This is a genomic window from Candidatus Bathyarchaeota archaeon, assembly GCA_026014685.1.
Classification (GTDB): domain Archaea; phylum Thermoproteota; class Bathyarchaeia; order Bathyarchaeales; family Bathycorpusculaceae; genus Bathycorpusculum.
In genome coordinates this window covers 102,669-124,061 of the sequence record JAOZHW010000015.1, presented here as the reverse complement: position 1 = coordinate 124,061, position 21,393 = coordinate 102,669, and the positions used below count along the sequence as shown (strand labels likewise).

At 38.4% G+C, this 21,393-nt stretch carries 17 protein-coding genes; 15 read left to right on the top strand and 2 right to left on the bottom strand.

Annotation, left to right across the window (positions count from 1 at the left end; all coding sequences use genetic code 11):
- Nucleotides 1-217 precede the first annotated feature (217 nt).
- The 14 genes from NWE96_10435 to NWE96_10370 all read left to right on the top strand — a co-directional run bounded on the left by NWE96_10435 (nt 218) and on the right by NWE96_10370 (nt 17,568).
- On the top strand, nt 218-1,474 hold the full coding sequence (locus NWE96_10435) for a glycosyltransferase family 2 protein (GenBank protein ID MCW3984392.1): 1,257 nt from the start codon (nt 218-220) through the stop codon (nt 1,472-1,474).
- Between the two features lie 90 nt (nt 1,475-1,564).
- Nucleotides 1,565-3,010, top strand: coding sequence for a DUF3131 domain-containing protein (locus NWE96_10430; protein ID MCW3984391.1), 1,446 nt, complete (start codon nt 1,565-1,567; stop codon nt 3,008-3,010).
- A 108-nt stretch (nt 3,011-3,118) separates the two neighbouring features.
- Nucleotides 3,119-4,633, top strand: coding sequence for a hypothetical protein (locus tag NWE96_10425; protein ID MCW3984390.1), 1,515 nt, complete (start codon nt 3,119-3,121; stop codon nt 4,631-4,633).
- A gap of 119 nt (nt 4,634-4,752) precedes the next feature.
- A complete protein-coding gene (locus NWE96_10420) occupies nt 4,753-5,145 on the top strand; it encodes a hypothetical protein (protein ID MCW3984389.1) in 393 nt (130 codons plus the stop codon).
- A 121-nt stretch (nt 5,146-5,266) separates the two neighbouring features.
- Nucleotides 5,267-5,524, top strand: a complete 258-nt coding sequence (locus tag NWE96_10415) for a hypothetical protein (protein ID MCW3984388.1) — start codon at nt 5,267-5,269, stop codon at nt 5,522-5,524.
- Entirely contained in the window at nt 5,521-6,291 is a 771-nt protein-coding gene (locus NWE96_10410) for a glycosyltransferase (GenBank protein ID MCW3984387.1), read from the top strand. The genes NWE96_10415 and NWE96_10410 overlap by 4 nt, the downstream gene beginning before the upstream one ends.
- A gap of 2 nt (nt 6,292-6,293) precedes the next feature.
- Complete coding sequence (locus NWE96_10405; GenBank protein MCW3984386.1) at nt 6,294-7,250, top strand: glycosyltransferase; 957 nt, start codon at nt 6,294-6,296, stop codon at nt 7,248-7,250.
- The gene (locus tag NWE96_10400) at nt 7,247-8,719 is read left to right on the top strand and encodes a B12-binding domain-containing radical SAM protein (protein MCW3984385.1); all 1,473 of its coding nucleotides are present in this window, start codon (nt 7,247-7,249) and stop codon (nt 8,717-8,719) included. The genes NWE96_10405 and NWE96_10400 overlap by 4 nt, the downstream gene beginning before the upstream one ends.
- Nucleotides 8,703-9,560, top strand: coding sequence for a glycosyltransferase (locus NWE96_10395; protein MCW3984384.1), 858 nt, complete (start codon nt 8,703-8,705; stop codon nt 9,558-9,560). Before NWE96_10400 ends, NWE96_10395 begins: the two co-directional genes overlap by 17 nt.
- A 38-nt stretch (nt 9,561-9,598) precedes the next feature.
- Complete coding sequence (locus tag NWE96_10390) at nt 9,599-10,747, top strand: glycosyltransferase family 4 protein (GenBank protein MCW3984383.1); 1,149 nt, start codon at nt 9,599-9,601, stop codon at nt 10,745-10,747.
- A gap of 499 nt (nt 10,748-11,246) precedes the next feature.
- On the top strand, nt 11,247-12,479 hold the full coding sequence (locus NWE96_10385) for a glycosyltransferase (protein ID MCW3984382.1): 1,233 nt from the start codon (nt 11,247-11,249) through the stop codon (nt 12,477-12,479).
- A gap of 162 nt (nt 12,480-12,641) precedes the next feature.
- On the top strand, nt 12,642-13,634 hold the full coding sequence (locus NWE96_10380; protein ID MCW3984381.1) for a polysaccharide biosynthesis protein: 993 nt from the start codon (nt 12,642-12,644) through the stop codon (nt 13,632-13,634).
- A 68-nt stretch (nt 13,635-13,702) separates the two neighbouring features.
- On the top strand, nt 13,703-14,428 hold the full coding sequence (locus tag NWE96_10375; GenBank protein MCW3984380.1) for an SDR family oxidoreductase: 726 nt from the start codon (nt 13,703-13,705) through the stop codon (nt 14,426-14,428).
- Nucleotides 14,429-14,574: 146 nt separating this feature from the next.
- Nucleotides 14,575-17,568: a hypothetical protein gene (locus NWE96_10370; GenBank protein MCW3984379.1), complete on the top strand. Its 2,994-nt coding sequence runs from the start codon at nt 14,575-14,577 to the stop codon at nt 17,566-17,568.
- 482 nt (nt 17,569-18,050) lie between these two features.
- Here the strand turns inward: NWE96_10370 and NWE96_10365 are convergent, their stop codons facing one another.
- Both NWE96_10365 and NWE96_10360 read right to left on the bottom strand, forming a co-directional pair.
- A complete protein-coding gene (locus NWE96_10365) occupies nt 18,051-19,058 on the bottom strand; it encodes an SDR family oxidoreductase (GenBank protein MCW3984378.1) in 1,008 nt (335 codons plus the stop codon).
- Entirely contained in the window at nt 19,055-19,924 is an 870-nt protein-coding gene (locus NWE96_10360) for a sugar phosphate nucleotidyltransferase (GenBank protein MCW3984377.1), read from the bottom strand. Before NWE96_10360 ends, NWE96_10365 begins: the two co-directional genes overlap by 4 nt.
- A gap of 95 nt (nt 19,925-20,019) precedes the next feature.
- Between NWE96_10360 and NWE96_10355 the strand changes: the two genes are divergently transcribed.
- Complete coding sequence (locus NWE96_10355) at nt 20,020-21,363, top strand: UDP-glucose/GDP-mannose dehydrogenase family protein (GenBank protein ID MCW3984376.1); 1,344 nt, start codon at nt 20,020-20,022, stop codon at nt 21,361-21,363.
- The last annotated feature ends 30 nt before the right edge of the window (nt 21,364-21,393 follow it).

Here is a 21,393-nt window from a genome sequence, read left to right as displayed (position 1 = left end):
GGGATACCTATTTATCTATCCTGTACTAAAGAATGGGTTTAATTAGTTTATTTAATAAGGAGTAATAAAACAAAACTTAAAATGCACAAAACGGTATAGTGAACAATGGAATGAAATATCGGTTTGTATCCCCCCCAAAAATGGGAATTGCTAGCCAAAAAACTAAACATAAAAACAGTTTGGAAGGGGCAAATCGACCTCTGAGGGCAGGAAACGCATGGTCATCTTCGAAATAACATCAATCATTCTATTAGCGCTCCTGCTATTTTGGTCAATCTACAACGGCTCCATCATCTACGTGGGGATCAGAAACAAACGAAGAAACCAATCACAAACACAACCCCTACACACCCCACAAGCACTCCCCAGTTACTCACTTATAATTCCCACAAAAAACGAAGAATCAGTCATCCGCCGCTGCTTAGACGGCATACTAAACATAGATTACCCAAAAGAAAAACTCCAAGTTATAGTCGTCGATGGAAACTCGACAGATTCCACCATAGAAATATGCAACGAATTCAAACAAAAAAATCCCCAAACCTTCCAAATCATCACAGAACAAAACACCCGCGGCAAACCCGCAGCACTAAACCTCGCATTAACACATGCAACAGGCGACATAGTGGCAGTTTTTGACGCCGACAGCGTCCCCGAACCAGACGTACTAACAAAAGCCAGCGCCTACTTCAACGACCAAAAAATCATGGCAATACAAGGCATGACCACATCTATAAACGAAAAAAGCAACATACTAACCCGCGTCATCTCGATGGAAGAAAAAGCCTGGTTCAGAATGCTCATGGGTGGACGAGAAAAACTCCAACTATTCGTCCCACTAACGGGAAGCTGCCAATTCGTCAGAAGAACAGTCCTCCAAGAGTTAGGCGGCTGGGACGACAACTCCCTAACAGAAGACGTAGAATTAGCCCTACGACTCGTCGAAAAAAACCACCTGATAAAATACGTCCCCGACATCTGCTCAGGCCAAGAAACACCTGCAAGCCTAAAAAGCCTATTCAAACAGCGAGTCAGATGGTACAGAGGATACATGGAAACAGCCATAAAATACGGACGACTGCTCAACAACATAAACAAACGCACCATAGACGCGGAAATCTCTCTGGGCGGGCCTTTCATGATGGTTGTTTCACTGTTAAGCTACATTAACTGGTTTTTTGTGGCGATTTTCCTCTCTCAAAGCACCCCCGTGCTGAACTTTACGGGGCTAATAATAGCCTTGACCGCAGTTTCCTTAGCAACCATCGGCATAGCATTAATTTCCACAGAAAGACCCGTCAGGTTGAAGAATATCCTTTGGATTCCTTCAATCTACATTTACTGGTTAATTCAAATGGTGATTGCAGGCTGGGCGTTCCTTAAACTGGTGTTTAGGCGCCGAAGAGACTGGACGAAAACCACAAAAACAGGCTCAATCCACAGAGGCACAGTTCAAGGTGGACTCTTTTCTTGAGTCGTGCTTTTGGGCATAATCTTAAATCAAAGACAAACAAAATTATCTTCCCAATATAGAGTTAGGTGCCAATAAAAAAGAAGTGTCTCCATGAAGCTCGGTAACGCGGAAAAAAACAGAAATCAAATACACTTTAGAACCGTATGGACAAATAAAAAAAATGGTGGCTTTTGGCACTTCAGTAAAATAGAAAAAATCATAATCGGCATCACAATCTCCGCGATACTTTTAGTTTCTGCATTCGGATTCATAATGAACACCAAAAAACCTGCCCCAACCGAGTTTGTTCCCGTTGTGAACGACCCAACCGCTACGCCCAGCGCAACTCAGACTATCAGTCCAAGTCCAACAACCACGCGGAAACCCACACATGTCCCATCTTCTGCAGGGGGAGTGCCCACAATTGACCCCCAAATAAACAAACCAGCTGGATTAATCGAGTCTTCACCCTACCTTAACAGCACCGTTTGGAAGGCAGTGGCTGCGAACGCTTGGGCATACTACCAAGTTGGCAGAGGAGTCGACTCCACCACTGGGCTTCCAGCTTCAGGATACGGCTGGAATTACTTTACTGATTGGGACTTAGGTGTGTACATTCAAGCAGTGATAGATGCTGAAAAAATAGGTTTGATAACTAAAACAGGTGAATGGGGAGCCACTGCGCGTTTAGAAAAAGTTATCCGCTTTCTTGAAACTCGAGAACTTAACAGTACAACCAAGGTTCCATATTGGTTCTATGCATCGGACGGAAAAGGATACTTAACCCAAAACGGCGTAGACGTAATCGATACTGGCACGTTGTTTGTTGCTCTATATAACCTCAAAACTTACATGCCCTCTCTTGCTTCACGTATAGATAGTTTTGTTTATAATAGTTACGGCAATCGAACAGACTATGCAGCTCTAGTTCCACTGCTTAAGGATTTTGTTAACTCTCCAAGTGTGTATTCTTACTACTGTGCAAGTGGTTTTGCTTTCTTTTGGCCTAATGAGCTTGAAACAGTGCCTGGTAAAATACTCGATAAAATGTATTCCGGAAATGTTACAACATACGGCGTTACTTTACCAAAGGCAGAAATTTCATGTGAACCGTTGCTATACTCTTTTTTCCAATTGCCCTCAAATGATAGGATACGAAAACTTATGAACGATACGTATTTGGCTCATGAAGCGAGATACAACTCAACGGGTCAATATGTAGCTTTTAGTGAAGGCGACAGTCAATACGGATTTATCTGGGAGTGGGTTGTACGTGCCAGTGGAGACACGTGGCAAATATCAAATAGTGAGAAACTTATTGATATTAACCCCATAATCTACAGCAAAGTATCTCTAAGCTTTCTAGCTATTTACAACTCCACTTTTGCAAAAGAAATGAGTATATACCTAGAGAAAGTCTCCCCAGACCCGAAAAATGGATACTACCACGGAGCAGACTTCAACACCGACCCCTCACTAGCAACAGTGCTTGATAAAATGGGCGGAAATACTAATGCGCTCATATTGGCGGCAGCAAAATACGCTCTCCGTGTTTGATTCACAAATGCAGTGCCACTAACATAATCGGAGTTAATATGAATAATAGGCATACAAATAAACAGCAAAATCAATTCAACATGTCTAGCATAAAACTGGAGAACAAAAGTGACTCACCTTCAACATTTAATTCGTCAGCTTGAAAGAAAAACCCTTTTCTTTCCTCTGTTATCCTTTATCATACCCCTTATGGTTCGGATGATTCCTGAAATTCTAATGGGACCATACGTTACGGGGTTTGACACGATTGGTTTCTACGTACCAAACACCCTGCATTGGCTACAAAACGGCGTAAATCCATCAACCTACATAGCAACTGCTCCATTGTTCTACACAATTTTTCTTCCCATTGTAGCCGTCGGGGCTTCACCAATTATGGTATTAAAAATACTTTCTCCATTATTACTCGGTGCACTAGGTTTTTCAATTTATTTGTATGCAAAGAACGGCTTACGCTGGTCAACTGCTAAAAGTTTATTCACTGCCTTTTTAGGTACTCTTTACTTTGTCGCGTTAAGGGCTTCATGGGATCAACTTCGAGAAGAACTGGGCTTAATTTTCCTCTTCTTTGCCTTAATAGTTCTTTCCAACAGTCGTACTGGTTCATGGAAACGATATACCCTTCTTTCATTGATTTTGGTGATGGTAGTTTTATCGCACCAGTTGGTGTCTGTAATTCTGCTTGGCATGATCGTATTTACTATTCTAAATCAGTACATCAGAAAAGACGACAAATCATTGAAACTGATAGTTGCTTCAATACCTGCATCGATTCTTTTTTTAGTTATCGTATACTTGAATGATATAACTCAAGCAGGATTTCAAAACTACTCCACAAACATTGTTTCGTCATTAGCCAGCTGGACAGGCTTCACTTCATATTCATCAATGTTAATGGCTGAAGGGGGCTTCTTGTTATACTGTTACATACCACTGTTGCCCATAGTACTGATAAGTCTCAAGCACTTTGGGAATCCGCAATTAAGAGGCTGGCTCTTTTTGAGTTTGATCCTGTTGTTGATTCCGACAGCATTTGTTAGTCCTTATCGATGGCTATTGATTTTATCTTATCCCCTTTCATTCTACGCGGTTGAATCCATAAGCATCTTGAAGTCCCACACTTGGAAGAAAGTAAAATTTCCAGTTCACAGAATAGCTGTGCTATACCTCGTATTATCAACATGTGTTCTAAGCGGTGGCTTCATATTTATGAATCCGCAACACCCATTTGTGTACTTCAACCCCGAACATGCTAACGGTTACGTCTACCAGATACCAACATCAATGCAACAAAATACCCTATCAAAAATCGACTGCCAAGATACAGAGAAAGCCTTTCAATGGTTCAAAGAAAACACCAACAGCACCGCAGTAATGCTTACACATACAGTTTTTTATGGCTGGGCACTGCTAAACCTAAAAGAAAATCCTGTTATATCCTATGGCTTTGAAGAACCAGACCAAACTGCAACTTTGGCCATCCAAGACGGTTACAAAGAAATTTACGTTATTTGGTGGATAAATGGCAAAGGCTGGTACGCGCAACCAAGTTTGTCATCATCCTTTGTAGAAGTCTACCGTACAGGAGAAATTGCTATATATCACTATCTCCCCATTTCCTAATGCGATCGATCAATTCCTACTTTCTCTGACAGTCGAAATAAACATAGCCATATTACGTAAATCATAAATACAAAGGAGTAGATGTTAACTAAAAACAACAAAAGGGTCAACTACTAGATATGGACTCAACCTCAAATGTTCATTCAAACTTTCTTGATAAGAGAAAATTGATAGCTTTAAAAACAAAAGCAATCCGTTCCGGTGCATGGTTTAAAACACTAAAAAGAATAGACAGAGCCCTAATAGATTTAACAATAAAAGTCGTTGAACTCATAAAAAGCGAAACATTGGCAAAAAGCATTCTCTCTCTTACCAGAAAGCTTGAAGAAACCCTGAAAAACAACAGTTTTTCCGTTCGTTTGAGGGAAATTGGGTTACATTTAGCCAAAAAGATTAGCAACATTGCTCAGAAGCTTGGAAATCTTTACGCTGCTGCCTGGGCATTTGATTTCTCATTTGCCGCGTTTCTGACCGCGATCCATATCAATAACCTCAAAATATTCAAAGGTTAAGTGTAAAACCATTTGACCTTTAATGAATCAATATACTTCGTTTGCCCGACCTCTAAAACTATCACAAACGTTAAATTCTTAGCCTTATCAAAGTAACCAGACATAATAGTGTCCAATGACTATGACAAACAACGGTCCTAATCAAATTATGACAAAAATTAGAAGCTACGTTAAAGAAAACTGGGGCGCACCATTCATAATTGCATTTATGACCCTTTTGCTAAGTTCTGCCGTTTCCTTATCAGCTGGTTCAGCGCAATTAGCTGACACAATAGCCATTTATGCCTTTTACGCTTTAGTTATCGGTGTTGTACTGCAGTTGGCTTGTTTTTTAAGATATCGAAAAAATCTTTCTGAACACGAGGCAGCCTTATCATGAGTCAAGTAGAATTATCATTTGTCGTTCCCGCATACAACGAAGAAAGCTACATCGAAGACATGCTTGGAACAATAGATGCAGTTATAGCAGATAAACAACTGCCCTACGAAATAGTAGTAGTCGACGATGGCAGCAAAGACAAAACCCTAACAAAAGCAAAAAGATATGCAGGAAAAAACGGACACGTTCGAATAGTAACTTATAGAAAAAATGTGGGAAAAGGTTACGCTGTAAAAACAGGTTTCTTAAATGCCAACGGAAGCATCGTTGTCTTCGCAGATAGTGACTTAGAAATAGACTTAACAACAATTTCCAAATACCTTGAAGCATTAAAAGATGGCGATATCGTCATAGCCTCAAAGAGACACAATAACTCCAAAGTAAATGTTCCCCTTTCCAGAAGAATATTAAGCGAAGGCTTTAACGGGTTAGTTCGTTTATTGACAGGGATTCCACTTAAAGACACCCAATCAGGACTTAAAGCCATGAAAAAAAGTGCTTTTATAGACATTTTTCCAAGACTAGCCGTCAAACGTTACGCCTTCGACGTTGAATTATTAGCCGTAGCACATCTGAAGGGTCTAAAAGTTGTAGAAATGCCTGTAAACATCAATTTAGACGCTAAATTCAAACCAACCGAAATATGCCACATGTTCCTTGATTTACTTGGAATAGCCTACAGGCTCAGAATTATACATTGGTATCAGCGTTCCGTAGTAAAAAAGAACGGTCTGCAAAACATGGTCTCTTTTGTTTTTCGTGAATAAAGATGTTTACAAAACCGCTGGTATCAATCATTATCCCTTGCAAAATAGTTGACGAATATACAACAGAATGTATCGAAGGTTGTAAACGCTTAGATTATCCAAATGTTGAAATAATACTGCTACCCGACACCTATGTTCCAACGATTGATGGAATTAAAATTATTGCTACCGGACCTGTAGCTCCTGGAACCAAACGCAATATAGGTGTCGCAAAATCAAGAGGAGAAATTTGTGCTTTTATAGACAACGATGCCTATCCAAGAAATGACTGGCTAACTAACGCAACGAAGATACTTGAAGATCCCTCGGTTGGCGGTGTAGGCGGACCCGGAATAACACCACCAAAAGATAGTTTACTGCAAAAAGCCAGTGGCTTAGTTATGTCTTCTTTTATGGTTGGCACATTGTCAAAAAGGTATAAAACACAGAACAATTTTGAATCAGATGACATTCACTCTTGCAATTTCATTGCCCCAAAATCGGTAATTTTGGCTGCAGGCGGTTGGAATGAAAAATACTGGCCAGGCGAAGACACCCTTATGTGCTTAGGGATAAGAAAACTTGGGAAAAAACTAATTGAGTCATCAGAGGTAGTTGTCTATCACCATCGTCGTTCCCTCTTCAAACCGCACCTCAAACAAGTTTCACGATTTGGAGAACACAGGGGACTTTTTGCAAGGAAATATCCGCAAAATTCTGCAAAAATAACATACTTTTTCCCATCTGTGCTAATATTATCGTTAACAGTTGGATTGATACTTTCTTTATTGATACCATACTTTATTTACATAATGGTGTTAGGTTTACTGGTGTATCTTATTTCTTGCTCAATTGCCGCTGCACAACAGGTTAGAAGTCTTAAACTGTTTTTTATAGTTTGGATTGGGATAATAGTAACACATATCACCTACGGCATTTACTTCCTATCTGGCTTACTCAAGCGAGACTTGAAAAGATGAAAATAACAATTTCATATCCACCACTGCACTCAGAAAAAGGCGTACCTCTACTCAGCCAGAACAGACAATTCCAATACTTCAACTCCCCAACCTACATCTACCCCGTTGTCCCCGCTTACGCTGCAACAATGCTCTCTAATGCTGGCTATGAAGTTGTTTGGGACGATGGTATCGCCGAGGAAAAACTTTACAATCGATGGCTAAGCGATCTCGAAAATGTGCGCCCTGATGTAATGATGATTGAAACCAAGACCCCCGTGGTCAAGAAGCATTGGTCCATAATTAACGAAGTAAAAAAAGTTCTTCCGGATACAAAAATTGTGTTGGTCGGAGACCACGTAACAGCGCTACCTCAGGAATCCATGGAACAGAGCAAAGTTGATTTCATCCTAACCGGCGGCGACTACGACTTTTTGATAGTTAACTTGGTCGATTTCTTAAGCGGAAAGACTAAGCTGCTGGAACCTGGAATATGGTACCGCGAAAATGAAACTATAAAAAATACCGGGCAGTTCAAACTTAACCATGACCTAAACGAGTTACCTTTTATTAATCGTGATTTGACACATTGGCAGCTTTACAGCGAACGAAACGGTAACTTCAAAGTCACTCCCGGCGCTTACACAATGGCAGGACGCGATTGCTGGTGGAGAAAAGACGGTGGATGCACATTCTGTTCATGGCCTACTCTCTACCCAACTTTTAGAGTTATGAAGCCTGAACGATTAGCCGATGAGGTTGGATTTTTAATCGAAAAATACAAGGTTAAATCGGTGTTCGATGATACAGGCTGTTTTCCGGTGGGAGAATGGCTTAAACAGTTTGCCAACCTGATGATTGAAAGAGGCTACAACAAGAAAATCCAGTTTAGTTGCAACATGAGATTTGGCGCATTAAATCGAGAAAATTACCGTCTTTTGAAAAAAGCCGGTTTCCGGATGCTATTATTCGGGATAGAATCAGGAAGTCAAGCGACATTAGACAGGCTCAATAAGGGAACCACCGTCGACGGAATCTTGAATGAATGCAGAGTACCGCGTGAGGAAGGTTTGGAACCGCATATAACAATCATGGTTGGTTATCCATGGGAAACCCGCAAAGATGCCCAAAGTACCCTAAACTTAGCAAAAATTCTCATGCAAAAAGGTTGGGCTGTCACTTTACAATCAACCGTTGTAATTCCATACCCGGGAAGCAAATTGTATGCCGAAGCCGTAAACAACCACTGGTTCCGAATTAACGCTACTGATTATGATCGATTCGATATGAAAGAACCCGTGATGATTACTCCTGATATGACTCCTGAAGAAGTTATGAAACTCTGCGACGAAATATACAAAGTATTTTTGTCACCTCAATACATGCTTAAACAGATTGTTCGAATACGTTCTTTACGTGATATTAGATACTCAATTAAAGGGGCCGCAAAAGTATTGGGACACGTAAAAGACTTTGGCGAATCAGGATAAGCATATGCAAAATCTTCATCTTATCAAGACAGAAAATGAACCATTAGTTTCCGTAATTGTTACAACCAAAAATGAAGAGAAAAATATCGAAAACTGTATCCTATCAATTAAAAATCAAACCTACCCGAATATAGAATTGATTATAGTTGATAACTTTTCAACTGATAGGACAGTTGAAATTGCCAAAAAGTATACTGAGAATATTTTTTCTAAAGGAAATGAACGATCTGTGCAAAGAAATCATGGTGCCAAGGTTGCTCGCGGTAAATACTTGATTTATCTCGATGCAGATATGATTTTAAGTCCCAATGTTATCCAGCAATGTGTTACGAAAAGTGAATTTGGACTTATTGATGCTATTTATATACCTGAGCGAATAATCGGCCAAGGTTTATGGATCAAAATTAGAGATTTTGAGCGGAGTTTTTATACAGGTACTGTTGTAGATGCTGTGAGGTTCGTTCGAAAGGAGTTGTTCTTTCAGGTAGGTGGCTTCGATGAAAATCTTGTTGGTCCAGAAGATTGGGACTTTGACAGAAAAGTACGCTCAATAAGTCGTCCTGATGTAATCGTTGCTCCCATTTATCACAATGAAGGTCGGTTTAACTTAACTCGGTATCTTAAAAAGAAAGTTTATTATGCAGATGGAATTCGAAAGTATGCTCAAAAATGGGGTGACGCTGACTTGGAAATTGCAAAACAAATAGGGTTTGGTTATAGATTTTTTGGTATTTTTATCGAGAACGGAAAATGGAAACGGTTATTAAGGTATCCTTTATTTACCTTCGGTCTCTATTTCTTAAGGTTGGGTGTTGCAATTGCTTATTTGCTGAATAGGTGAAAGTGTGATTTGCTGCAATTAAAAGATTGGTTTTGATTATGATTAAAAAAAAATTGAGAATCTTGATGTTAACCCCCTTCTTTAGCCCTAATATTGGTGGAGTAGAGACTCATTTAGATGATTTGTGTAATTTCCTCAGGAACAACGGTCATGAAGTCTTTGTACTAACCTATAAACCACTTACTACTGATGCCGAGACCCTTTCTTTTGAAAAACATACTTCAATAGAAATCCGTCGCATTAACTGGGTTGGGAATAACCTTTTCCATAAGTTGGAACCTTATCCTATTTTTGAATTTATCTATTTAACACCACTTTTATTTGTTTATTCCTTTTTTTTTATGGCTGCTGTCCATAAAAAAATTGATGTTATTCACGCTCATGGTATAAATGCTGCTTTTATTGGGAAAGTTTTAGGAAAGATCTATAGAAAAAAAGTCATTGTTAGTATACACGCTATTTACGATTTGCCTAAAAAACCGTTGCTTGCCAAATTACTGAAACTAACTTTATCTTCATCTACGGTATTAACTCTTGCAAGAAAATCAAAAGAGGAACTAATAAAAATTGGTTTGGATAAGCAAAAAATTGCCGTTTATACCTATTGGGTAAATCAGTCAATATTTAAGCCACTTAATAGATTGGGTTGTAAACAACAGTTGGGTTTAGAGTATAAATTCGTCGTTCTTTTTGTAGGTAGATTATTGGAAATAAAAGGTGTTAAAAACCTTCTGAGAGTAGCTTCAAGAATAGTCAATAAAAAAGATATATCTTTTGTTTTCATTGGTGATGGCCCGTTATCCACGGCAGTAAAGTCAGCGTCGGTTAATATGGGAAACGTCATTTATCTTGGAAAAATCGATAATGCTCAATTAGGTTTGTACTACAATGCGGCTGATGTTTTAATTATTCCATCGATCTACGAAGAAGGATTTGGGCGTGTTATATTAGAAGCGCTATCTTGTGGGACTCCGGTTATTGCTTCAAACAAAGGCGGTATTCCTGAAGCATTGGATCCTAGTATCGGAATTCTTGTAGAACCAAACGTTGACGATTTATATCATGCTTTAATAAGCTTGTATGAGCGCAAAAACCTTGAAGCCCTGAGAAAATGTTGTAGGCTTTATGCAGAAGCTAGATTTGGCATTGAAAATGCATATTTAATAGAACAGTCTTACGTGAGTTGATTACTTTGACCGCTGAATATTATGACCTTATAGGGTCCAAAAAAAGCACTGGAACGTTTTGCAGATCTCCTTCTCAACCGGTCACCAAGAACAAATTCTATTTTCAAACGACTGAAAAAAACAAAGGGTGCTTACTATTTTTTGTAGACATTTTTTTTTCCAACAAATCCACTTATTAGGTTCTATTCCAAAAGACTTTGACAGATCTCTTGCATAAAGTTAGGTTTCAAAGTAATATATAATAGTTCGAATTCTGGTTACTTTAGAATGATTCTAAAATGCAGGTGCTTGTAGTGGAGAAATTAGAAACCAAAATATTTTGTTGTTAAATAAATATCTTAATTTAGCTGATTGGGGTGTGTGGTTTAATTCGAAGCGAACATTTTCTGGCTCTACCTGACAGTAGCCGGCAATTTACTAATCAGCAAATCAGCACATTTCATTATTTGTGATTGCATCTAGAAAATAGAAGTGTTGATTAATATCTTATGCTGCAATTGTGTGTATTAAGGGGGTAAATACTTTCCAAAAAAATAACTCAGAGCTTGCTTCTTCGGCTACACCTTCTAACTGTTCTATTCATATAATAGCTAACGCAGCTTTTGGTACAGGCATAAGTGGTGGCGACCGAATTTTTATTGAGTGCGCTAGACGTTGGGGTGCAACAGGTTTCAACGTTTGCATTTATAGTTCAGAAGATGGTTTAGAAATGTGCAAACGTAACAAACTTTCGGACGTTAAATACATTTGTTGGTCTGCGTCTAAATTTAAAAAATTTGGATTCTTTTCATCTTATTCTTATCGTGTTTTCAAAGGCTGTAAAGCAGCTTTAAGACTTACTTTTAATGATAAAAAAAATATTGTTTACTCTGCATCTGATTTTTGGCCAGACTTCCTTCCTGCGTTGATTCTAAAACTGAGATTTCGAAAGAGGGTTAAGTGGGTTGCAGGATTTTATTTACTATTACCCAATCCCTTTAGAAGGGACTCTTTTTATTCTGGTTCAAGGCGTTTAAAAGCGATAATGTACTTTTTATCACAAAAAATTAGTTACCCCATAGTATTATCCCATGCAGACATGATTTTTGTTACAAATGACCTCGATCGACAAAAATTTGTTAACAAGCGTTTGTCTCCTGAAAGTGTAGTAGCAGTAAAAGGTGGTATAGATACCAAAACTCCGCTAAAACTTCCTAATTATCAGAAGCTTTTTGATGCAATATTTATCGGCCGCTTATGTTTGGAGAAAGGTGTTAGAGAACTTGTTGATATCTGGGAAAAAGTTTGTCAAGAAAAACCCGCTGCAAAATTAGCTGTTCTTGGAGATGGACCTCTAAAAGATGAAGTTATAGAGAAAATTAATAAAAAAGGGCTTAGCCACAACATCAAACTGTTTGGTTTTATTGATGGAATTAAAAAATTTGAGTACATAAAGCAAAGCAAAATAGTTCTTCATCCTTCAATAATCGATAGTGGGGGTATGGCTGCCTGCGAGGCCATGATTTGTGGATTACCCGGTGTTAGTTTTGATATACCTGCATTAAGAAGCTATTATCCAAAAGGCATGATTAAGACTCCATGCTACAGTTTGGATAAATTCGCTAACAATATTCTAAAGCTTTTAAATGACAGCGATTTTTATAAAAAAGTATCCAATGATGCTGTGCATTGTGCAATGGATTGGGATTGGGATAAGCGTTGTGCAGAGCTTTTGGGTGCAATTTCAACTTGAAAGCTGAACGCTATATATCTCGGACTAACCCATTCTTATTTAAGTGTTCAAATAAGCGGTGGTGTCACTAAGTATGCTCGGTTGATTCGCGATTTAAAGGAATATCTATAAAAAGCCTCTATTGATATTATGATGAGTCAATGCAATAGTAGTGAAAATGTAATGAATGAAATAATCGCCAAATATCTTGAAGACAAAAATATTTTAATTACCGGTGGAACAGGCAGCTTTGGAAATACAATTATTCGATATTTATTGAAATTTAAACCATCTCGTATTATAGTATACAGTCGTGATGAGGCTAAACAGTACGAAATGCAGAATAGCTTTCAGGGCAACTGTTTAGAATTCTTAATTGGGGATGTTAGAGATTATCCGCGAGTCTTTGAGGCAACCAGAGGCGTAGACGTAATCTATCATGCGGCAGCACTTAAACAAGTGCCCAATTGTGAATTTCAACCATTTGAGGCTGTACAGACAAATATAATCGGTGCAGAAAACATAAGAAAGGCTGCTATTGCTAATGACGTTTCCGTTGTGGTCTCAGTAAGTACAGATAAAGCGGTTAAACCAGTAAACGTCATGGGCATGACCAAGGCAATACAAGAAAAAATAATGTTAAACCCTGGGAACAAAAATCCGAATACCAAATTTGTGTGTGTACGCTATGGAAACGTTGTAGGTAGTCGTGGAAGTGTTATTCCTCTCTTTAAGCAGAGAATAAAAAATAACGAATTTTTACCCGTCTCAAATTATCAAATGACACGGTTCTTGTTAACCCTAGACGAAGCTATCGAATTAGTATTCCAAGCTACTGTTGAGGGCAAAACAGGCCAACTTTTCGTCAAAAAGATGCCTGCCTGTAAAATAATAGACTTAGCTAAGGCGATGAGTTACGCAATGACTAAAAGGAAGGATTACCCAATAAAAGAGGTCGGTATTAGACCCGGCGAGAAAATTCATGAAGTGTTGGTTTCGGAGGAAGAATTAAGGCGGGCTGTCGAAACTAAGAATAATTATATTGTTTATCAGCACGGGCAAATTGATGAGCCGAAATTATTTAGGAATATAAATGAGTACTCTTCAAACAATACAGATATGCTTAGTTCGGAACAAATTATTGAATTGCTAAAAAATCAAGGCTGGATTCAATGAGTCCTTTTAGAAATGATGTGCAAAATCAGATAGCTTTTAAGTTACTTAATTTAAGAGAGTGAGGTAAAATGAAACTATTAGTTACAGGTGCTAGTGGAAAATTGGGACGCGAACTCATCAAAGTTTTCCCAGATTCCTACCATCCTGTTCATGAACAACTCGAAATAACAGATAGACCTCGTGTGTTTGATTTCGTAAAAGAAAATTTGCCTGAAGCAATAATACATTGTGCAGCCATTACTGGAATTAGGGAGTGCGAGGAAAATAAAGAACTTGCATGGCAAGTAAATGTTAGAGGTACAGAAAATATTGTGGATGCATGTATCAAATATAATAAATTCTGCTATTTCATATATGTATCCACAGCTTGCGTCTTTAATGGCGATAAAGGTGCTTATAAAGAAAGTGACTTACCGCAACCTAAAAATTTTTACTCTTTAACAAAACTTTTAAGTGAATTCATTGTAAAGCGCGCGGAACTATCAAAATGGCTCATTATTAGAACAAACTTTGTTGCTAGAGAAAAATGGCCGTATCCTAAAGCATTTGTGGATCGTTATGGAACCTACCTTTTTGCTGACGATTTGGCAATAGCTATAAAATCTGTTGTCGATAAACAATTCACAGGCATACTTCATGTTTGTGGCAAAGAGAAATTATCAATGTTCGATTTGGCAAAAGTAACCACACATGATATTAAACCAATGACATTAGACGAATATATTGGCCCTCCCCTAACGCGCGATATGAGTTTGGAGTCAGAGAGGATAACAGCATTCAATATCACTAAATAGTCTTGCCTCTTTCTTTTGATGTAGTATTCTCGATTCCCTATCACGATTAACTACATTTTTCATTTCATTCGTGAGCTTTTTTCTATTTCGGAATGTATTCGGGAAATTTTAATAACAGAAAAGATAATAGCAATCTATGCAATTCCATGGTACTCGGCTGGCTGAGTGAAACTAAACTGAATACCTTAAATAATAGTCCAAAATTTCAGCGCTTTTCCAATTATATCAAGGAACATAAATGCTTCATCTTAGGTGCTTCTTTCTTTCCAATAGTTGGCTTAATCCTCATATCTATTTGGTTCAGATGGGGAATGATTGGGTATGCTGAAAACGGTCTTAACTTTTACTTCCCGGGTCGTCAATTCGATGTATTCAGATATTTGTGGCTTCAAAGCTTTGGTACTGGTTTAGGAGCAGTTGCAATAATTTCTTCAACATCTTACACCTCTTTTATGGCGTTTCTAAACTATATTGGCTTCTCACCTATAGCTGTAGAACAAATATTGTTTTTCATTTTAGTCTCAATGAGCGGTTTATCCATGTACTGTCTGACTTTTAAGCTTATCAATGAAAAAAACATTCAATTGCCTGCCTCGCTTATGGCTGGTTTCTTCTATATGCTATCCCCTTTTGCGATGGTCGAAATTTGGAAACGTTTTCAAGTAAGTTTAATGTTTATGGCTGTTCTGCTTCCATTTGTTTTGCTCTTTTATATTAGAGGTCTTGAGACAAAAAAAAGTTTGCCTAATGCTTTAGTTATGTGTATACTATCGCTTTTGTTTTCTGGTTCGTTTATACACCCTGCTATGATAATCAACTTTTGGTTGGTTATTTTCTCATATTTAGGCTTCTTTGTTTTGCTAAATATAAGAAAACGACCTGATATTCTATTCTCTTTAAAATTTACAATAATAATATTCATAACATGGGTTCTTGTTAACTTATGGTGGATAGCTCCCTACCTTAGTTTTAATAGTGCTATTTCTTCTGCACTTTCTCAATCCGTTAACCTATATACTCTTCAGGTGCTTAGCAGCAAAATTGACGTGTTATCTGTATCGCGTTTGGTTTGGAACGCATCAAGTACCTATTCCCCACAATATCTTTGGGGTTCTATTTATCACTCAATACCTTTTTTGATTATTAGTCTCCTAATCCCTTTGATTGTTTTTAGTTCTCTGTTAACAACAAAAAGAAATAGATACGTTACTTATTTTGTTTTATTGGCAGTAACCTCTTTGTTTCTAGCGAAAGGCTCAGCTCCACCTTTAGGCGAAATTTTTACATGGTTTTTCAATAACTTTTCTTTTCTGCAGGTTTATCGAAATCCTTTTGAAAAACTTGGTGTTATTATACCTTTGGCATATGCTTTCCTTTTTGGAGTTGGCCTAAGTAAACTTTATCGCATTGTTCGTGGCAAACCCTCAACTTTTATAAGATCCTCTCATAGATTACATAAACTAAACCGTAAAATTGTAGCCGCTAGTATGGTAGGTATTGTTTGCGTTTGTGTTTTTGTTATCTACCCTTGGCCTATGTGGACTGGCGACGTATTTACTGATGTAGCTTGGATTAACCCATGGTATTATTCACATGCAAAAATTCCGAGCTACTACTATGATGCTAATAACTGGCTTTCAAACCAAGACGGTGATTTCCGTATGATTACTTTACCGATGATCGCTACAGAAGGTGGTATAATTACTACCTGGGAACAACCGTATGCAGGTGGTGATCCCAACTATATGTTGTTCAACACCACTACCATAAGCAGAGGCTGGTATGGTAGCATGAGTGATCCAATAGTTCAGCCTTTGTGTACAAACTTATTGGGTTCTTGGCTTTGTAATCAGAATGGCTGGAAAATAATGAACATGTTAAATGTCAAATATGTTGTTGTACACGACGATTATAACTATAGCCTTATGAACATAGGTCTTTCCTCTGAAGAACTCAAATCTGGCTTGAACACTAATTTAGAACCAACAGATACCAGTAAAGTTACCTCAAATGAAACACAAATAATGGATAATGGTTACTTTTTTGGTACCAATTCAAAAAATGGTTGGGCATCTTTATGGGGAATTAACACCAATATAGAGGCTGATATGCAAGACGGCGTAGGTAGGCATGGCAGTATCGCAATGGAGGGTAACAGTTCAGATTATCTAACAATAGGTAACTCTTTTGGATTATCGTATAAAATTCCTGCCAGATATGGAAACTGGACAGGTTTATCCTTCTTACATTTTTGGATTAAAAGCAATGTCGCTGGACAGCTTTTTGTAGAACTTTACGATAATTCGGGTAACTTGGTCAGATGGGTAGGGTCAATTGACCAGCAATACGCAATTTTTTCTTCTCAAATTAATAATTGGACCCGAATTCTTATTCCCCTTCGTTACCCATCGGAAATTCCTAATAAACAATTTAATCTTTCAGGTGTAACTCAGCTTAATGTTGCTTTAGTAAATTTACACTCGAATAAACAAACTGAACTCAAAATTAGTAATCTTTCCATTGTTGAGGGTAAAGAAGTTGACCTTTATTATCTTAATTTAACAGAAACATTCGGAGATTTGCATTTTTATCTTAACAATAAATACTCAGCTGGTCCTGAGCATATTTATGCAACAAATAACTACCTATTAGCTGACAATTTGGGAGAACTTTATAAAATCATAGATACCGACTTTTTCAAACCTGATAACACAATTGTCTTTCTAAGTGACCAAAATGATATGTCAGAATTACAAAAACTGCCCATGAAGGATTTCTATAAACCTAATATTTCTTTCCAAGAACAAAATCCAACAAAATACTCTGTGCAAATTAATTCTTCTGAACCCTTCTTCCTTGTTTTCAGCGAATCATACGATGACAATTGGATTGCTAGTATAGATGGACAAAAAATATGTAATGAATATCATTTCGTTGCTAACGGGTACGCTAATAGTTGGTATATTAATAAAACAGGAACATACACAATAACTTTGGAGTTTCAAACACAAAACATTTTTTATGTGGGTATAGTAGCGTCTATAGTTTGCACTTTTTTCCTCTGTGCAATATATGCACTAAGAAATAAAATCAATATAAGTAAATGTTTTTATTACCGCCATTCTGCCTCATCTCTTTAAGTTTAAACTGCTGTAATAAACTGCCTTTAGGTACGCTAAATATCCGCCTTCCTTTTAATCATGTAACTTGTGCAGATCGGTGACAGAAAGTTTTAATGGTGGGATTAGTAATTTTAGTCAATTAGTAGCTGTTGGGTAGGCGGTGTTTTCATTATGGTAACCTCTTATCTTTGTGATAGTCGTGTTATTTTTATAGGGTTAATCTTAAGATGGTTCTGAACAGTAGAGGGTAGGGGTTGGTTGCTAAATATGTTTCTCTATTGGTTTTCGGGCAATTTTTCTGCTAAAGTAGATTGAGCAGCTCTTATATTGCTTTAAATATTTTCTAACAAAGCCCAACTAAAACCACAAATTTATTTTTCGAAGAAATCACACTACAAGTCACAACCATACAGAGCCCAATCTAAAGACCTGACACTAAAAAACATTACAAAAAGCCCAAATGTAATGGTCGCCATCCATATCAATAAATACTTTAGACTTTATCGTTTGAACCATCGGACTGTTCGTATTAACCCTTCTTCTAAGCTTACATTAGGTTTCCAGTTTACTATAGTTTGGAGTTTTTGTGTATCTGGGCAGCGTCTTTTTGGGTCATCTTTTGGTAAAGGATAGAATTCTATTTCTGACTTCGTATTAGTAACTTCTTTTATCTTCTGTGCAAGCTCTAAAATGGTAATTTCTTTAGTGTTGCCAACGTTGACTACTTCGCCGTTAGCTTTAGGATTGGTTGTTAGCAGTAAAAGTCCTGTCACCGTATCGCTTATGTAACAGAACGACCGCGTCTGTTTACCGTCACCATATACAGTTATTGGTTGATTAGTTAACGCCTGTAAAACAAACCGTGATAGGGCTCTTCCGTATAGTCCGTCTTCTCTTAAGCGTGGGCCGTAAGAATTGAAGATTCTAGGAACCCTGACATCCAATCCATACTGATTGTTGTAAGCCATAAGTAGTGCTTCAGCGAATCGTTTGCCCTCGTCATAGCAGGAACGCGGGCCAATCGGATTCACTTTTCCCCAATAAGTTTCTGGTGTTGGAATTACTTCTGTGTCGCCATAAGTTTCAGATGTGGAAGAGAACAATAACACAGCATCATTTTTTCTGGATAGCTCTGCCATGGCGAAGGTTCCTAAAGCGCTGGTTTGTAGGGTTTCGATTGGGTGTTTTTGGTATTCGTCGGGTGATGCGTGTCCAGCCATATGAAGGACGTAATCAAACTTTTCTTGACTTTGAAAATGGCATACATCGGTTTGTATAAATTTGAAGTTCTTGTTGTCCATCAAGTGATCTATGTTTTTTATCCTTCCGGTTGAAAGGTCGTCAACGACGGTGACGTTCGCGCCAAAGTCTAACAGAACGTCGCATATCCAGCTGCCGATGAACCCTGCTCCGCCAGTCACCAGCACCTTCTTCTCAGCAAATGCGTCGTCACCTTTTACGTTGGTCTTTATTTTTTCTATGTCTTCTCTGATAATGTTGTCAATCATTTTGTTTTTCTCTCACAAAATTGCTGGTATGATAATTCTAATGCTTCCCAGTATCGTTCGGGGCTACCGATATCTAAGTGCATATAGTCTTTGTCTAATTTTACTGCATAGACTTTTAGTCCCCAATCTACGAGTTTCTGGATTGCATCGGTTAGCTGGATTTCGCCGTTTTTGCCTGGTTTAGTTGCTTCTAAGGCTTTGAAGATTACTGGGCGAAAAATATACATCGCCATTATTGCCAAGTTAGTCTTTGGCTTTTCGGGTTTCTCAACAACCGATTTTACCCGAATAAAGCCTGGCTCCACCTCTTCTCCTTCCACTATGCCGTACTGTTTGGGGTTGTCGATTTCTAATACGAGGAAGGCGGCGTCCGCGTTAAACCGCTCAAACCCTTCAAGGAGCCTTTTTAGGTAATCCATATTTTTTGATATGATACAGCTGTCTCCTGCGTGAACTAGGCAGCTTTCGTTTTGTACAAAGGGTTGAGCCATTAAAACTGCGTTGCCAAATCCTTTCGGTTCTGGCTGGTTAACCCACATTATAGTAGAAGTTTCCAGTTTATTGTAAAATCCTCCGAGGTCAGATGCTTGGCCATTTTTTCCCATTCCTTCAAGGTTTCTTACGCATCCAATGTCGGGTGTGAAGTGGTCTTCGATGCCTCTTTTGCCTCTTCCAACAATAAAACAGAACTCTCTCAAGTCTGCTTCATGGAGTTGTTCAAAAACTAGTTGCACAACCGGTTTGACAATCATGTCGCCATTGTTTGTTTTTGAAAATATTGGGAGCATTTCTTTAGGCTGCTCTTTGGTGGCTGGGAAAAGGCGAGTGCCTAGTCCTGCGGCGGGAATAATTACTTTGCGCACCATGAATCTTTCCCTTTGTTTCATTCTGATATGTTAACCCATATATATTTAGATGATTACTAAACCAAATTAACAATCTATAATGAAGGATGTCCAATTTGAGAAATCAACCTAAAATTTCAGTTATAGGCGTTGGATACGTCGGTTTATGTACTGCTGTGGGTTTGGCAAGTAAGGGTTACACTGTTATTGCATGTGACATTGATGCGGAAAAAATTGGAAAGATAAATCAGGGTATTCCGCCGTTTTTTGAGCCTGGTCTTCAAGAAAAACTTTCCGAAAGCATCCACACAGGAAAACTGAAGGGTTTAGTTAACGAGGCGAAAAAGGCAATATTGGAAACTGACTTTACTTACGTGGCTGTTGGGACTCCTAGCAAATTCGATGGCAGTATTGACCTTAAATACATAGAATCAGCAGCGGTCAGTATCGGTAAGGCGTTAAGACACAAAAAAAGTTATCATATAACAATCATAAAGAGTACTGTTGTTCCGGGAACCACTCAGAACGTTGTATTGCCCATTTTGGAAAGGGAATCTGGCAAGAAATGCGGAGAAGACTTTGGTTTATGCATGAATCCTGAATTTCTGCGTCAAGGCTCCGCGTTTCAGGACACAATAAACGCTGACCGCGTGGTGGTTGGTTCACAAGATAAACGAGCAGGCGACATGCTTGAAGTTCTCTATCGAGATTTTTACTGTTCACATGTTCCGCCGATAATTCGAACAACGTTGTCTACGGCTGAACTGATCAAATACGCCAGTAACGCTATGCTTGCCACAAAAATCAGCTTCATCAACACAATCGCCAACATTTGTGAAAAAATTCCTGGTGCAGATGTTAAAGTTGTGGCTGAGGCGATGGGTTTGGATAAGCGAATTGGGCCATTGTTTTTGGATGCAGGTTTAGGTTACGGGGGTTCTTGTTTTCCTAAAGATGTTAAAGCTCTTATTGCTTGCGCTAAAGGGTTTGGTTATTCGCCTGAGTTGTTGGATTCTACTGAAAGTGTTAACAAGAAGCAGCCTCTTAAGGCAGTTGAATTCTGCAAACAGCAGCTTGGTTCATTGGAAGGTAAAAAAATTGCGATTCTCGGGTTGGCGTTTAAACCTGACACGGATGACATGCGTGAAGCAAGGGCTATTCCTATAATCAATGAACTGTTAAATTGTGGTGCTTGTGTAGTTGCTTATGATCCTGTTGCTATGCAGGTTGCCAAAGCCATCTTCAAGGACTCGATCCATTATGCGTCGTCTGCTGTTGAGTGTTTGAGGGGTGCTGATTGTTGCATTCTGGTGACGGAGTGGCCTGAATTCAAAAAACTTGCTCCTGACCAGTTTGTGGCGCTTATGAAGCAGCCTATTCTAATTGATGGTAGACGAATCTACGACCCTGAAGAATACGGGAAAAGATTGCGGTTTAGTGCCATCGGGTTGGGGCGTTAACTCTTTTTTTATCTTGTTAACACAAAATAG

Coding starts and splice junctions, on each gene's coding strand:
- NWE96_10415 (MCW3984388.1), top strand. CDS start 5,267: ATGACAAACAACGGTCCTAATCAAATTATGACAAAAATTAGAAGCTAC.
- NWE96_10360 (MCW3984377.1), bottom strand. CDS start 19,924: ATGGTGCGCAAAGTAATTATTCCCGCCGCAGGACTAGGCACTCGCCTT.
- NWE96_10400 (MCW3984385.1), top strand. CDS start 7,247: ATGAAAATAACAATTTCATATCCACCACTGCACTCAGAAAAAGGCGTA.
- NWE96_10380 (MCW3984381.1), top strand. CDS start 12,642: ATGAATGAAATAATCGCCAAATATCTTGAAGACAAAAATATTTTAATT.
- NWE96_10405 (MCW3984386.1), top strand. CDS start 6,294: ATGTTTACAAAACCGCTGGTATCAATCATTATCCCTTGCAAAATAGTT.
- NWE96_10430 (MCW3984391.1), top strand. CDS start 1,565: ATGAAGCTCGGTAACGCGGAAAAAAACAGAAATCAAATACACTTTAGA.
- NWE96_10410 (MCW3984387.1), top strand. CDS start 5,521: ATGAGTCAAGTAGAATTATCATTTGTCGTTCCCGCATACAACGAAGAA.
- NWE96_10375 (MCW3984380.1), top strand. CDS start 13,703: ATGAAACTATTAGTTACAGGTGCTAGTGGAAAATTGGGACGCGAACTC.
- NWE96_10390 (MCW3984383.1), top strand. CDS start 9,599: ATGATTAAAAAAAAATTGAGAATCTTGATGTTAACCCCCTTCTTTAGC.
- NWE96_10420 (MCW3984389.1), top strand. CDS start 4,753: ATGGACTCAACCTCAAATGTTCATTCAAACTTTCTTGATAAGAGAAAA.
- NWE96_10365 (MCW3984378.1), bottom strand. CDS start 19,058: ATGATTGACAACATTATCAGAGAAGACATAGAAAAAATAAAGACCAAC.
- NWE96_10370 (MCW3984379.1), top strand. CDS start 14,575: ATGGTACTCGGCTGGCTGAGTGAAACTAAACTGAATACCTTAAATAAT.
- NWE96_10435 (MCW3984392.1), top strand. CDS start 218: ATGGTCATCTTCGAAATAACATCAATCATTCTATTAGCGCTCCTGCTA.